Origin of the sequence: Alistipes sp. (genome assembly GCF_048465635.1) — a bacterium.
Classification (GTDB): Bacteria; Bacteroidota; Bacteroidia; order Bacteroidales; family Rikenellaceae; genus Alistipes.
The window spans coordinates 219,882-233,400 of sequence record NZ_DBFWLF010000005.1 but is presented as its reverse complement, the minus strand read 5'-3'; the positions used below and the strand labels follow the sequence as shown (position 1 = coordinate 233,400).

The window sequence follows — 13,519 nt, the reverse complement described above, 5'->3', positions numbered from 1 at the left end:
AGAAGAGTATGAAAAACCTCGTGAAATATATACTTTTCGCAGCGGTGCTGTTCGTTGCATCGTGCAGCAGTTCGGACGTCGAAGAGACGCCGCCGTCGCCGACGCCTACCCCGATCCGAGAGGTCGAGGTAACTTTTACGACCTCCGTGCAGACCCGCGTGCAGCGCGATGATGTGGTCACGCTGCTGGGCGCAGGCGACCGAATGTCGCTTTTCAGCACCGCGGACGGGAACTGCCGCCTGCACCGGGCGACCTGCTCGAACGGCGTTTGGCGGGGAGAACCGAGCGTTATGATACGTCCCGAAGGGCAGCTCTCCCTGCTGGCCGCCTATCCCTATCGGGAAGACGCGGGCGATCCGGCGGCCTGGCCGGTGAGCGTGGCGGCGCAGACCGACTACCTCTATTCGGGTCCGGCGGTGCGCGTGAATTACCGGCAGCCCACCGCGCAGCTGACCCTCAGGCACGCGCTCTGCATCGTCGCGTTCAACATTCGCAGTTACGTCGGGGGCGAACTTCGGCAGATCATCGTCGAGAATGAACTCTTTCCGCTGGAGGGTACGATGTCGCTCGCGGACGGTGCGATCCGGGTCACCCGCGCCGGGGCGTACACCTGCGACTGCGTGAAGACGCTGGCCCGGACGGGCTGGACCGCGGACCATCCGGGCTTCTTCGCCATCCCCCATGCGGTCGACGCAGAGCAGACCGCGGTCGTCCTCCGCACCGCGGAGAAGGATTACCTGGTTTGGCTGCCCGCGACGCAGCTGACGGCGGGGAAGAAGTACATTTTTGAGGTGATGCTCACCGAACAGGGGGCGGTGCTGATGCCCGATCGAACGGAGGTCATCCCGCTCGATGCCGAAACCGATCCGCTGACCGACGATCCGTTCGGAACCGTCGGGGTGACGCATACGAACCCGCAGTATGCCGTACCCGCGTTCTTCGGCAGCTCGCCCTACGGCTTTGTCCGGTGGGGCGACGGAGCGGATGATCCGTATGCGGAGGCATTGACACACCAATACGCGGGCAGCGGTCCCTATACGGTCCTCTACGAGATGTGGAATGCGGAGCGGGTCGAGCTTTCCGACCTCACGGGCGTGGAGCGGGTCGACCTGTCGCAGTTCTGACTCGACGGCGGGGACAGGGGGAATACGGAGCCGAGTATATTGGTCACTGGCACTTGCGGGCACAGCCTGCGGAGGGACGCGATCAGCGGGCCTCCGCCATCGGAGGCTGCGGCCCGCTCAAAAGCCGTTAAACAAGCCGCATGAAAAAACGATTGTACCGGTCAGTCCGTAGTCGGCGGAGGGGGATCGAAGCCGGAGGCTGAGATGCAGCCCTCCGCACCCGGCGGCTGCGGGCTGCCGGCTTAACAGCCGAAAAACAAAGTGGCGAATTGGGTGATTTTTAAGAAGCGCCTGACCCTTACTTTCGGGCCCAGCCTGCGGAGGAACGCGGTCAAGCGGGCCTCCGCTGCCCGGCGGCTGCGGCCCGCCGGCTTAACAGCCGAAGACAGGCAAACCAAATTGCGCCCCGTCGGCTTTTCGAGCCGAAATGACTTGCCCTTTCTTTAGAAGAAAGGGCGAAAGAGAGGCGCACGCAGAAAACGTCGGGCGTCTGTCCTCCGCCTCGCTGAACGGGCACGAAAGCTAAAGCATATCGCACGCCCGTTCCGGGCGCTCGGCGTCGGACAACCGCCATTCCCGCCGTTTCCAGAAGTGCGCGATGGAGGTGCGGTGCTGTGCACCGCGGATAATGAATAAGGGCGCAGCCTGCGGATGAACGCGGTCAAGCGGGCCTTCGCCGGGGGAGGCTGCGGCCCGTCGGTTTGGCAGCCGAAAAAGGGAAAATGACCGCCCGCGCAGCTCCAAGGAGCCGCAAACACGAAAGGTTTAATTCATGTGTTAGGTTCTTCGCCCCTCCCGAGGGAGGGGCGGGGGTATATTTACGGTGCGTCGCTGAAGCGACAACCATGCGCTACAAAAATCATGGTGGCTGGAACTGCATTGTCACGGCCTATCATATGACCTCACGAACGATCTTTATACCAGAAATATCCGCCTCCTCCCTTATTTGCTTTATAAATAATCGTCGACATAACCGAAGATTCGGATCGCTTTGATTTTCGAGCCTTTTTTAAATTCGGACGGTTGCAGGATGGTCCTGTCGCTGTCGAAATCCGGCCCGCCCTCTTGCAGGAAGTCATGGCCGTCGAGAAGAAACTGGATGTTATCCAGTCGGTCCGTCTCGATTACATAGATGTCGCTAACGTAAGAGTACCAGATTTTGAAATCGGGATACGCCGCCGTAAACGCTTCGAGCGTCGATTCCAATCCGATGCCTTCGGTAGTTCGGAACTTTTCGGACAGTATGTAGATATCCCCGATTATTTCGGAGTATTGTCCGGCTTTATCGTCATAGAAAGGCTCCAAGTTCAACAGGCGCTCTCCCTTTTCCGAAATCGTATAGATGGGTATGTCGAACTCTTCTCCCTCCTCCCATCTGGTTTCGATACCTTTGGTTATCGTGTAGCCCTCCGCCTGAGCCGGTATGGGCTGTCCGATGGAAAATATACCTGCGCCGCCTGTCTTGATCGTATACCTCGATTCGCAAGAGTCCTTGTCGTTCGTCGCCTCCGGGGAGTCGGTTTTCGGCAGGGGGCGTTGGTCCCCGGTATTGCTGTCGGCGGCAGACGGGGTGACAGTCTCGGCGGAAGCGCCTGCCGCTGCACGATCGTTTTCGACCGAGGCATGTTTTTGCTCTCCCTGCCCGCCGCAGGAGGCGAATGTAAGGAGTGTCAGGATCAACAAAGACGTTTTCATCTCCGTGCACGTTTAGTTCGTGCTAAAAATAAGCAATCGGGCCGCAACTGCCAAATCATTCCGAATAAAACAGCCATCTTATGACTTTGTTGTTGGTATCGGGCGGCCAACGGCCGCGAGATGGCAAGCATCGGTTTAACATGAAAAAACCCGGAGATAAGCCCGGGTTTCTCCTTTCTCGAAGTGCGACTATTTATTATAAATCCCCGTATAGGTCGCCGGCGAGAGCGCGCGCAGTTCGCGTTTGACCTCCTCCGACACGGCGAGCGTCTCGATGAATGCGGCGATCGCCTCGGCGGTGATGCGGGTGTTGGTGCGCGTGAGAGCCTTGAGCGCTTCGTAAGGCTTGGGGAACCCCTCGCGGCGCAGAATGGTCTGGATGCCCTCGGCCACCACGGCCCAGTTGGCCTCCAGATCGCGGTCGATGGCTTCGCGGTTGAGGATCAGTTTGCCCATCCCCTTCATCAGCGAACGCAGCGCGATGAGCGTGTGAGCCATCGGCACGCCCACGTTGCGCAGCACGGTCGAGTCCGTCAGGTCGCGCTGCAGGCGCGAGACGGGGAGTTTGGCCGAGAGGTGGGCGTATAACGCTCCGGCAAGGCCGAAGTTTCCCTCGGCGTTCTCGAAGTCGATCGGGTTGACCTTGTGGGGCATGGCGCTCGATCCAACCTCGCCCGCCTTGATCCGCTGCTTGAAGTACTCCATCGAGATGTAGGTCCACATGTCGCGCGCGAAATCCACCAGGATGGTGTCGATGCGGTGCAGGTTGTCGAAGATGGCCGCCAGGTTGTCGTAATGCTCGATCTGCGTGGTGTAGTGCGAGCGGCAGAGACCGAGTTTTTCACCCACGAAGCGGTCGGCGAAGGCCGCCCAGTCGATCGAGGGGTAGGCGGCGTGGTGGGCGTTGAAATTGCCCGTTGCCCCGCCGAACTTGGCCGGTACGGCGATGTCGTGCAGCAGGGCCAGCTGCTTCTCGATGCGCTCGACGAAGACCATGAACTCCTTGCCGAGCATCGTGGGCGAGGCGGGCTGCCCGTGGGTGCGGGCCAGCATCGGAACCGTGCGCCACTCCTCGGCGAAAGCGGCGATTTGGTCGCGCACCTGCTCGACGGCGGGGTAGTAGACGCCCGTAAGCGCCTCCTTGATCGAGAGGGGGATGGCCGTGTTGTTCACGTCCTGCGAGGTGAGGCCGAAGTGCACGAACTCCTGCCATGCGCCCAGCCCCAGCGCCTCCATCTTCTCCTTGACGATGTACTCCACGGCCTTCACGTCGTGGTTGGTCGTGGCTTCGATCAGCTTGACGCGCTCGGCGTCGGCGGCCGAAAATTCGGTGTAAAGCTTCCGCAGGGCCTCGAACCGTTCTCGGTCGACGCCCGCGAGCTGCGGCAGGGGCAGTTCGCACAAGGCGATGAAGTATTCGACCTCCACGCGGATGCGGTAGCGGATCAGGGCCTGTTCCGAAAAATAATCGGCGAGTTTTTCCGTTGTATTCCGGTAGCGGCCGTCGACGGGCGATATGGCTGTAAGTGCGTTCAACATATAAGATTGAGATTTGTTCTTTCCGACGCCAAATTTACGACATTAAATTGAAATAAGCAGATTTTTCCCTACCTTTGCGAAGATTCCTCCGCGTCCGGCGGATTTCGCAGGGAGGGGCGGCTCCGCCGAACGGAGCCGCGGATCAAAAACGAAACGAAGATGAGATTCCTGATGGCAATCATAGACGCGCTGGCCGGTTTCGTGCAGCGCAACCCGCTGACCGTCCTGGTGATCGTGGTGCTGGCGCTGGCGGCCCCCGCGCTGCTGAAGGGCATCGCGCTCTTCATCCTGTGGTTTCTGCTGGGGCTGGCGGTGCTGGCCGTGGTCTCGGTGCTCGTCGTGCGCTGGCGCATCAACGCCGTGCGGCGGCAGATGGAGGAGCAGTTCGGCCGCGGTTTCGGTCCGGACGGTTCCGGCGCGCCCTTTGCGGAGCGGCAGAAGAGCCGCGAGGGCGAGGTGAAGGTGTACAAGACCTCCGGAACGCCCGACAAGCGGGTGTCGAACGACGTGGGCGACTACGTCGAGTTCGAGGAGACCAACGAAAAGCAAGCATAGCATGCTGGGGGTATTTTCACTGATCGGCCGCTATTTCATCCTGATGGGGAAGGTCTTTTCCCGTCCGGAGAAGGCCGCCATCTATCGCCGGCGCATCATCTACGAGATGGAGTCGCTGGGCATCGACTCGATCGGACTTACGGCGATCATTTCGGTCTTCATCGGTGCGGTGATCACCCTACAAATGTGCATCAACCTCGATTCGCCCTTCATTCCCCGCTCGCTGGTGGGCTACGCCACGCGCGAGACGATGATCCTGGAGTTCTCCTCGACGGTCGTGGCGCTGATCCTGGCCGGCAAGGTCGGGTCGAGCATCGCCTCCGAGATCGGAACCATGCGCATCACCGAGCAGATCGACGCGCTGGAGATCATGGGCGTCAACTCGGCGTCGTACCTGATCCTGCCGAAGATCGTCGCCGCGGTGGTCTTCTTCCCCTTCCTGACGATCCTTTCGATCCTGATCGGCATTTTGGGCGGCTGGCTGATCGCCTACCTCACGGGCATCATGATCCCCGCGGACTACGTGGACGGTCTCTTGATGGACTTCAAGCCCTATTCGATCACCTATTCGCTCATCAAGACCTCGGTCTTTGCCTACATCATCACCTCCGTATCGGCGTTCTACGGCTACTACGCCAAGGGCAACTCGCTCGAGGTGGGCGCGGCCTCGACGCGCGCGGTGGTCGTCAGTTCGGTGGTCATCATGATCTTCAACCTTATCCTCACGCAGGTGCTGCTGATATGATACGTGCGGAACATATCACCAAGTCGTTCGACGCCCGCGTGGTGCTCGACGACATCTCGGTCGAGTTCGAGACCGGCAAGACCAATCTGATCATCGGCCGCAGCGGCTCGGGCAAGACCGTCTTCCTCAAAACGCTGGTCGGCCTGCACGAACCCGATTCGGGGGACGTGTGGTACGATCAGGTGAACTTCACGGCCCTCGGCTTCCGCGAGCGCAAGGCTATCCGCAAGGACATCGGCATGATCTTCCAGGGCGGGGCGCTGCTCGACTCGTCGACCGTCGAGGAGAACGTCAAGCTGCCGCTGGACCTCTTCACCTCCCAGTCGGAGGCCGAGAAGATGGAGCGGGTGAACTTCTGCCTGCAGCGCGTGCGGCTCGACGACGCCAACCGCCTCTATCCGGCCGAGCTGTCGGGCGGCATGATCAAGCGCGTGGCCATCGCCCGCGCCATCGTGCTCAACCCGCGCTACTTGTTCTGCGACGAGCCGAACTCGGGCCTCGATCCGCAGACCTCGATCGTCATCGACAACCTCATCCACGAGATCACCTGCGAGTACGGCATCACCACCATCATCAACACCCACGACATGAACTCGGTCATGGAGATAGGCGAGAAAATTGTATACATCCACGAAGGCCGCAAGTGGTGGGAGGGGACCAAAGAGGAGATTCTGCACGTCGATAACAAGGAGTTGAACGACTTCGTGTTCGCATCGGCGATGGCCAAACGTGCCAAACGCGCGGCCCGGTAGCGCATGCGCCGGGTCCGGACGGCGTGCGTTCCGCTGCGCAACGGATCGGGCGGCCTCCGGCGAGGGGTTCGCCGGGCGTCCTGAAACGGCCGGAAAGCGTCCCGAAGGCGTGTGGGAGGGTCCTTACTAAAAAAATTTAATTTTTATTTGCGTAATCTCCTGAAAGTATATACTTTTGTGCTGTGAAAAAAATAACGCAAGTTTCTAACAAATAATTCAACAAATTATGGCAACTATCAAAATTGGTATCAACGGATTCGGCCGTATCGGCCGTCTGGTGTTCCGTGCTGCATGCACCAACGAAAACATCGAGGTGGTGGGCATCAACGACCTGGTTCCCGTGGACTACATGGCCTACATGCTCAAGTACGACACGATGCACGGCCAGTTCAAGGGCACGATCGACTACAACGTCGAGAAGGGCCTGCTGATCGTCAACGGCAAGTCGATCCGCGTGACCGCCGAGAAAGACCCCGCCAACCTGAAGTGGAACGAGGTGGGCGCCGAGTACGTCGTCGAGTCGACCGGTCTGTTCCTGACGAAGGAGAAGGCGCAGGCACACATCGCCGCCGGCGCCAAGTACGTGGTGATGTCGGCCCCCTCGAAGGACGACACCCCGATGTTCGTTTGCGGCGTCAACACCGACAGCTACGCCGGCCAGACGATCGTATCGAACGCATCGTGCACCACCAACTGCCTCGCCCCGATCGCCAAGGTGCTCAACGACAAGTTCGGCATCACGGACGGTCTGATGACCACCGTTCACTCGACCACCGCCACGCAGAAGACCGTCGACGGACCGTCGATGAAGGACTGGCGCGGCGGCCGTGCCGCTTCGGGCAACATCATCCCCTCGTCGACCGGCGCTGCCAAGGCTGTCGGCAAGGTGATCCCCGAACTGAACGGCAAGCTGACGGGTATGTCGATGCGCGTTCCCACGCTCGACGTATCGGTTGTCGACCTGACGGTCAACCTGGCCAAGCCGGCCAAGTACGACGAGATCTGCGCCGCCATGAAGGAGGCTTCTGAGGGTGAGCTGAAGGGCATCCTGGGCTACACCGAGGAGGCTGTCGTATCGTCGGACTTCCTGGGCGACGCCCGCACGTCGATCTTCGACAAGGCCGCCGGTATCGCGCTGACCGACACGTTCGTGAAGGTCGTTTCGTGGTACGACAACGAGTGGGGCTACTCGAACAAGGTGCTCATGCTCATCGAGAAGATGGCCGCTTACAACAACAAGTAGGCGCTTTTCGCATGCGAAAGAGAGGGCCGGAGCGATCCGGCTCTCTTTTTTGTGCCCGGTTCCGTGTTTTTTTTCGTATCTTCGTATCTTCTAAATGCCTGCCATGAAAAAGAATCTGTTGCTGAGCTGCACCTTCGGGGCGCTTCTGATCGCCTGCTCGGGCTGTTCCGATGCCGACGAACCGCTGAATCCGGGGCCGAACCCCGGACCGGAGGTCGACCCGGGATTGGTCATCAACGAGGTGAACACCGACGCCAAATATATCGAACTCTACAACGCCGGGGAGGCGGCCTGCGACCTCTCGGGGCTGCGCATTCGCAAGAACAACGGCGCCTGTCTGTCGAATGCCGACGGCTCCGGCGACTTCGCGGTCGCCGAGGGTGTGCAGCTCCCGGCCGGCGGCTACGCGGTGCTGGGGTGCAAGGGCAAGCGGCCCGACTGCCCGGGCGTTGCGCTGGGCGTAAGCGCATCGGGCATTTCGGGTTCGAAGTCGCTGCTGCTGGAGCTGGTGGACCGGACGGGAGCGCGCATCGACTGGTTCGTCAATTCGGCTTACGCGCAGCCCCGAGCCGCGGACGCGTGGGACGGCGCGGCGGAGCATGCGTTCGACGTGGCGGCGCGGTGTGGCGACGGCGGGGCGTGGTACGTGGCCGGAGCGGCCACCCCGGGCGTCTCGAACACGGCGGCGAAGCCCGGCGCGGCGTTCACGCATACGGCGGTCGACTTCGCGGCCACCGAGCCGAACCGTCCGGACGGACCCGATCCCGACGTGACGGACGGCCTGGCCTATGTCTTCGACATGACGGCGCTGCCCGAAATGCACGTCGAGGTGACGCTGGACGAGTGGAACCGCCTGCTGGCGCTCTACGACGCCGATCCGAACACCGACGCCTACATCGTCTGCAACGCCACGTTCGTCAAGAACGGCAAGTCGCACCGCTTCGAACGGGCCGGACTGCGCCTGAAGGGCAACACCTCGCGCCGCCGTCCCGAGGGCAGCGGCGGGCAGACGCACCCGGGCGACGGGGCCGACTGGCATCACTGCCACTACATGGTCAACCTGCGCAAGTTCGTCAAGGACGACGCCCATACGCTCGGCGGCGTGCGCAAGATCTACTTCAAGTGGTTCAAGGACGATCCGACCTACTCGCGCGAGATCTACTGCTACGACCTCTTCCGCCGCTACGGCATTCCGACGGCAATCCGCTCCTCCTACGGACGGCTGTGGATTCGCGTCGGGGGCGACAGCCGCGAAACCTATCTGGGCGTCTTTTCGATGCTGGAGGCGATCGACGACGAGTTCCTCGATGCGCGCCGGGAGCTGTTCGGCGACACGGGGCACAACCTCTGGAAGTGCACCTACGGGGCCGACCTGGCGTCGACCGACGACGGCCGCTTCCGCCCCGACGAAGAGGCCGGGACGCAGAACTATTCCTACGTGCTGAAAACCAACACCGAGCGTTTTGCCGCGGCCAAGGAGCAGCTCCAGGATTTCATCCTCAAGCTCAACGGCAAGACGGGCGAGAGCTTCCGGACCTGGATCGCGCAGGTTACCGACGTCGAGCTGCTGCTGAAAACCTATGCCGTCAACGTCGCCGTGGGCATGTGGGACGACTACTGGTGCAACCAGAACAATTACTACCTCTATTTCAACACCACCGACAAGTACAAATACCGTTTCTTCTTCATCCCCTACGATTACGACAACACGCTGGGAACCTCGTCGATGATCGATGCGGGGCGTCAGAATCCGCTCGCGTGGGGCGACAGCGGCCGCAAGCTGATCGGCAAACTGCTGGAATATCCTGAGTGGCGGGCCGTCTACGTCCGGGCGCTCAACGAGCTGTGCGGCAGCGACGAGCTTTTCCGGATGAACGGTAGCGTCGGCCGGATCAAGGGCTGGCAGGCGATGATCGGCAGCTTCGTCTCCAACGACACGGGCGAGGACATGTCGATCCGCGACGCGACGGCCTCGTGGAGCAACCATTCCGAGTACCGGATCATGGACACCGGGGCGAACAACTTCTTCCGCGTCAAGGCTGCAAGCGTCCCGGCCAATTAGGACGGCTTCCGGCAGCGGTCGGCGGTGTCGCCGGAACGGCACGAAAAAAGAGGGCGGAAATTCCGCCCTCTTTTTTTCGTGGGTGAGCGACCGTCAGCCGATCAGCCCGCCGTCGGCATCGACCAGGTAGGCAACCTCCCGGCCGGTGCGCTCGTCCTCGACCACGAGCACGTAGCAAATGACCTTCCCCTGCAAATCTTGGCGGATCGCCACGTCTTCCCACATTTCGGGGTCGGCGGCGAGGGTGAGGAACTTTTGGTAGACGGCTTCGGGAAGTTTCGCATAATCCCGCTCATCCACCTCGACGACCTGATAGAGGAAGCGGCACTCCGCATCGAAGATCAGGTCCAGCTCCTCCGCACCGCGGCGTACCTCCACCTCGTAATAGAGTACGCCTCCGTCGTATTCGGTGTCCGTGTCCACGATCTGCACGCCCGGCAGGTTGGTTGCGATGAAGTCGTAGATCGGCTGCGGGCAGGGATCGTCGTCATCGTCTTCGTCCTCGTCGATGTCGGGACGCTCGAAGAGCAGAGTACCCGCGCGGTCGTAAACCAGTTCGTATTCGCTCTCGCCCCGCTCGATCTCGAGCTTGTAGGTCGGTGCGGAGCCGGCATAGGTCCTCACGTCGACGTCGTCGAGCCGGTAGCCTTCGGCCTTGTAGGTCGATGCCTCCCATGCCTGCGCGACGGCCGGGGCTTCGGCGAGCAGCTGCGCCCAGGTGATTTCGAACGAGGTGTAGGTGCATACCGTGCCGCCCTCGGGATACCAGGCGCTGTTCGGCCCGCCCGCTGCGGCGCGGGTCCCGGCGAGCGAGAAGCTCGCTACGTCGTAACCCAGTTTTTTGCCCCAGACGACGTTTTGCGCGTCGGGGAATTGTTGTTCGAAGGCATGGAGGGTCTGCTCGTCGGGCAGCGGCCCTGCGTGGTTGTCGTCATCGCTACAGCCGGCCAGCAAAGCACCGCATGCGAGAACAAGGATCCAATTTTTGATCTTTCTCATGGCTGGTTGGTTTTAGTGGTGAACATTTTCGGTCGTATGCTGTCCGTCTCCCGGCTTCTCGGGGACGCGCAGTTCGAGCGATGCGCCCGACCACTGGTTCACGGCGCGCGTCTGCGTTCGCAGCCGCTTCCCGTCGCGGTAAAAGGTCAGGGTGACGTCGAACGGTCGGCTCGCTTCGATGCCGTTGTCGGCGGGCAGCGTGTGAGGGATGATGTAGACGTAGAGCACCACGTGGTCGCAGGGGGGCGTTTCGAGCACGATGCAGCGGTCGGGCTGCGCGTCGGCGGGGCGTTCGGTGAGGTTCGACCCCACGTCGGCCACGTGCGAGGATGCCGTGGCGAACCCCGTGCGCCGGTCCTCCGCGTCGAAACAGCCGCACATCAGCGCCACGTTGTAGCGCCACCACTCCTGGTAACGGCTTGCGACCTCGATCCGGAATCCTTGTTGAACGCTCATAGGGCAAAGATAAACAAATTTCGTGCGCCGACGAATTTTACGCCCGAAAATTCGGCTGTCGGCGGATCGGCCGTCGGGCTGTCGCGGCCTCTTGTTTGCGAATCGTCCCGCTGCCTGACTTGCCCGCTCCTGCTGCCTGACTTGCTTCTCCCGCTGGCGAACCTCCCTTCCTCTGCCGAATCGTCGTCCTTGCCCTGCGCGGCCTCCTCCTCCGGTTGCAGTCCGCAGCTCTTTCGGACGGCTGCTCCCCGCCGGACCACCCCTTATCCCCGAACCCGAACCGAACCCCGGTCGCCGCGTCCTCTTCCGAAACCCGTTCCCGCCCCGGTGCGGGCCGCGTCCGGACGGGCTGCAGGGTGCTAAAACTGCCGGATTTCTTTGCAATTGTTTTATTTTTTCGTAACTTTGCGCACTAATTGCGTTCAAATGGAGGTGGCTCAGTACTATTCGATCGCCTACAAAGGGCTTCGTCCCGGTCCCCACGACTTCGAATTCGAGGTCGGCGGCGAGTTGTTCCGCGCCTTCGGCAGCACGGAGATCAAGGACGGCGACTGCCGGGTGGCCGTGCGGTTGGAGCGCGCCGAGACGCAGCTGACGCTCGACGTGCGGATCACGGGCAGCGTGGTGGTGGAGTGCGACCGCTGTCTGGAGGATTGCTCCGTGCCGGTCGATTTCGACGGGCAGCTCCTGGTCAAGTTCTCCGACCAGCCCGGCGAGTACGACGGCGAGGTGCTGTGGCTGCTGCCTGCGGAGGACGAAGTGGACCTGGCGCAGTATATCTACGAAAGCATCGTGCTCTCGCTGCCCTACCAGCGGGTCCATCCCGAGGGGGAGTGCAACCCGGAAATGCTCGAGCGCTTTAGGATCGTCTCGGGCGAGGAGTTCGAGGCGGTCGAGGCCCGTGCCGGCGACGGAGCGGGCGGCCCGTGGGAGAAGCTCTCCGAGCTGCGCGAGCGCATGGAGGAGGACGAAGGCCCGAATCCGAACGGGGCGGGCGAGGCCCCCGACGCGGAAAAATAAAACCGGACAAGATACGTTAAACTAATATCAATACTGTAAAATGGCACATCCTAAACACAAAGTCTCGTCGACGCGACGCGACAAGAGAAGAACCAACTACAAGGCCGTCGTTCCCACGGTGGTGACCTGCTCGAACTGCGGCGCGGCTACGCTCTACCACCGCGTATGCCCCGAATGCGGCTTCTACCGCGGGAAGCTGGCCATCGAGAAGAAGGCGGCCGAATAATGCGGCCGGACGAAGAGCGCACCCCCGGCGGGCTGCCCTCTTCTTTCCTTTTATGAGTGTCTTCCCCTCCGCCGCGGCGGGCGGGACGACGCATGCCGCTCCCGGCGGTCTGTCTGCGGGAAGCGGGAAGTTAATAACCCAAATCGCACGACTATGTTAAAGATTGGTGTAGATGCTATGGGCGGTGATTTCGCCCCCGAAGCTGCGGTCAAGGGCGCCGTCATGGCGCTCGAGCGGATCGCTTCGGACAGCCGGATCGTCCTGTTCGGCGACCGGGCCCGGATCGAAGCCGTGCTCGAAGCCGAGGGGTGTCCGGCCGATCGGTTCGACATCGTGGCGACCACCGAGGTGATCGAGATGGGCGACCATCCGGCCAAGGCGTTCCAGGCCAAGGCCGATTCGAGCATCACGGTCGGGTTCGGCTACCTGGCCAGGGGAGCCGTCGACGGCTTTGCGAGCGCCGGTTCGACCGGAGCCATGATGGTCGGTTCGATGTACGCCGTCAAGCCCATCGAAGGCGTAATCCGGCCCACGATCTCGTCCATCGTCCCCACCGTGGGCGGCCGTCCGGCACTGCTGCTGGACGTGGGGCTGAACGTGGACTGCAAGCCCGAAGTGCTGGCCCAGTACGGACTGATCGGTTCGATCTACGCCGAAGCGGTGCTGGGGATCGAGAAGCCCCGCGTGGCGGTGCTCAACATCGGCGAGGAGGAGGCTAAAGGCAACGCCCAATCCAAAGCGACCTACGAACTGCTGAAAGCCGACACGCGAATCAACTTCGCGGGCAACGTCGAAGGTTCGCATATCTTCTCGGGCCGGGTGGCCGACGTGATCGTCTGCGACGGTTTCGTGGGCAACACCGTGCTCAAGATGGCCGAGGGGCTTTACCGCATCAACAAAGCCCTGGGCGTGGACAACGCTTTCTGGGAGGCGATGAATTACGAAAACGTGGGCGGCACGCCTGTGCTGGGGGTCAACGCTCCGGTCATCATCGGCCACGGCTGTTCGTCGCCCAAAGCCATCCGCAGCATGATCCTCTCCACCGAACAGTGCATCCGGGCCGATCTGACGGCCAAACTCCAGCGGGCATTCCGCAAATGATA

General features: G+C 61.6%; 13 protein-coding genes. 9 read left to right on the top strand and 4 right to left on the bottom strand.

Annotated features, from left to right (window positions below; all coding sequences use genetic code 11):
- Positions 1–8 precede the first annotated feature (8 nt).
- Positions 9–1,124, top strand: coding sequence for a fimbrillin family protein (locus ACMO9O_RS01965; protein WP_418981943.1), 1,116 nt, complete (start codon positions 9–11; stop codon positions 1,122–1,124).
- 951 nt (positions 1,125–2,075) lie between these two features.
- Here ACMO9O_RS01965 and ACMO9O_RS01960 read toward each other — a convergent pair.
- Positions 2,076–2,819 (bottom strand): hypothetical protein, encoded by a 744-nt coding sequence (locus ACMO9O_RS01960; protein WP_418981942.1) that lies wholly within the window; start codon positions 2,817–2,819, stop codon positions 2,076–2,078.
- Positions 2,820–3,008: 189 nt separating this feature from the next.
- Positions 3,009–4,358, bottom strand: coding sequence for an adenylosuccinate lyase (purB, locus tag ACMO9O_RS01955; protein ID WP_418981941.1), 1,350 nt, complete (start codon positions 4,356–4,358; stop codon positions 3,009–3,011).
- Positions 4,359–4,517: 159 nt separating this feature from the next.
- Between purB and ACMO9O_RS01950 the strand changes: the two genes are divergently transcribed.
- The 5 genes from ACMO9O_RS01950 (at position 4,518) to ACMO9O_RS01930 (ending at position 9,715) form a co-directional block, all read left to right on the top strand.
- Positions 4,518–4,913: a DUF4834 family protein gene (locus tag ACMO9O_RS01950; RefSeq protein ID WP_418981940.1), complete on the top strand. Its 396-nt coding sequence runs from the start codon at positions 4,518–4,520 to the stop codon at positions 4,911–4,913.
- Position 4,914: 1 nt separating this feature from the next.
- Positions 4,915–5,658, top strand: coding sequence for an MlaE family ABC transporter permease (locus tag ACMO9O_RS01945; protein WP_418981939.1), 744 nt, complete (start codon positions 4,915–4,917; stop codon positions 5,656–5,658).
- Positions 5,655–6,410, top strand: a complete 756-nt coding sequence (locus ACMO9O_RS01940; RefSeq protein WP_418981938.1) for an ABC transporter ATP-binding protein — start codon at positions 5,655–5,657, stop codon at positions 6,408–6,410. The genes ACMO9O_RS01945 and ACMO9O_RS01940 overlap by 4 nt, the downstream gene beginning before the upstream one ends.
- Before the next feature lie 226 nt (positions 6,411–6,636).
- Positions 6,637–7,653, top strand: coding sequence for a type I glyceraldehyde-3-phosphate dehydrogenase (gene gap / locus ACMO9O_RS01935; protein WP_418981937.1), 1,017 nt, complete (start codon positions 6,637–6,639; stop codon positions 7,651–7,653).
- A 103-nt stretch (positions 7,654–7,756) separates the two neighbouring features.
- Entirely contained in the window at positions 7,757–9,715 is a 1,959-nt protein-coding gene (locus tag ACMO9O_RS01930) for a CotH kinase family protein (protein WP_418981936.1), read from the top strand.
- A 93-nt stretch (positions 9,716–9,808) separates the two neighbouring features.
- On the opposite strand, the gene ACMO9O_RS01925 is transcribed toward ACMO9O_RS01930, so the two are convergent.
- Together ACMO9O_RS01925 and ACMO9O_RS01920 are read right to left on the bottom strand one after the other, a co-directional pair.
- Positions 9,809–10,714: a hypothetical protein gene (locus ACMO9O_RS01925; RefSeq protein WP_418981935.1), complete on the bottom strand. Its 906-nt coding sequence runs from the start codon at positions 10,712–10,714 to the stop codon at positions 9,809–9,811.
- Between the two features lie 12 nt (positions 10,715–10,726).
- Positions 10,727–11,170, bottom strand: a complete 444-nt coding sequence (locus ACMO9O_RS01920) for a hypothetical protein (protein ID WP_418981934.1) — start codon at positions 11,168–11,170, stop codon at positions 10,727–10,729.
- Positions 11,171–11,596: 426 nt separating this feature from the next.
- Here ACMO9O_RS01920 and ACMO9O_RS01915 point away from each other — a divergent pair, with 426 nt between their 5' ends.
- The 3 genes from ACMO9O_RS01915 to plsX all read left to right on the top strand — a co-directional run bounded on the left by ACMO9O_RS01915 (position 11,597) and on the right by plsX (position 13,517).
- Positions 11,597–12,190, top strand: coding sequence for a YceD family protein (locus tag ACMO9O_RS01915; RefSeq protein ID WP_418981933.1), 594 nt, complete (start codon positions 11,597–11,599; stop codon positions 12,188–12,190).
- 40 nt (positions 12,191–12,230) lie between these two features.
- A complete protein-coding gene (gene rpmF / locus ACMO9O_RS01910) occupies positions 12,231–12,416 on the top strand; it encodes a 50S ribosomal protein L32 (RefSeq protein ID WP_304582018.1) in 186 nt (61 codons plus the stop codon).
- 153 nt (positions 12,417–12,569) lie between these two features.
- On the top strand, positions 12,570–13,517 hold the full coding sequence (plsX, locus tag ACMO9O_RS01905; RefSeq protein WP_418981932.1) for a phosphate acyltransferase PlsX: 948 nt from the start codon (positions 12,570–12,572) through the stop codon (positions 13,515–13,517).
- Positions 13,518–13,519 lie beyond the last annotated feature (2 nt).

Excerpts from the sequence above, each read along its gene's own strand:
- ACMO9O_RS01965 (WP_418981943.1), top strand. The coding sequence starts at position 9 with ATGAAAAACCTCGTGAAATATATACTTTTCGCAGCGGTGCTGTTCGTT.
- ACMO9O_RS01960 (WP_418981942.1), bottom strand. The coding sequence starts at position 2,819 with ATGAAAACGTCTTTGTTGATCCTGACACTCCTTACATTCGCCTCCTGC.
- purB (WP_418981941.1), bottom strand. The coding sequence starts at position 4,358 with ATGTTGAACGCACTTACAGCCATATCGCCCGTCGACGGCCGCTACCGG.
- ACMO9O_RS01950 (WP_418981940.1), top strand. The coding sequence starts at position 4,518 with ATGAGATTCCTGATGGCAATCATAGACGCGCTGGCCGGTTTCGTGCAG.
- ACMO9O_RS01945 (WP_418981939.1), top strand. The coding sequence starts at position 4,915 with ATGCTGGGGGTATTTTCACTGATCGGCCGCTATTTCATCCTGATGGGG.
- ACMO9O_RS01940 (WP_418981938.1), top strand. The coding sequence starts at position 5,655 with ATGATACGTGCGGAACATATCACCAAGTCGTTCGACGCCCGCGTGGTG.
- gap (WP_418981937.1), top strand. The coding sequence starts at position 6,637 with ATGGCAACTATCAAAATTGGTATCAACGGATTCGGCCGTATCGGCCGT.
- ACMO9O_RS01930 (WP_418981936.1), top strand. The coding sequence starts at position 7,757 with ATGAAAAAGAATCTGTTGCTGAGCTGCACCTTCGGGGCGCTTCTGATC.
- ACMO9O_RS01925 (WP_418981935.1), bottom strand. The coding sequence starts at position 10,714 with ATGAGAAAGATCAAAAATTGGATCCTTGTTCTCGCATGCGGTGCTTTG.
- ACMO9O_RS01920 (WP_418981934.1), bottom strand. The coding sequence starts at position 11,170 with ATGAGCGTTCAACAAGGATTCCGGATCGAGGTCGCAAGCCGTTACCAG.
- ACMO9O_RS01915 (WP_418981933.1), top strand. The coding sequence starts at position 11,597 with ATGGAGGTGGCTCAGTACTATTCGATCGCCTACAAAGGGCTTCGTCCC.
- rpmF (WP_304582018.1), top strand. The coding sequence starts at position 12,231 with ATGGCACATCCTAAACACAAAGTCTCGTCGACGCGACGCGACAAGAGA.
- plsX (WP_418981932.1), top strand. The coding sequence starts at position 12,570 with ATGTTAAAGATTGGTGTAGATGCTATGGGCGGTGATTTCGCCCCCGAA.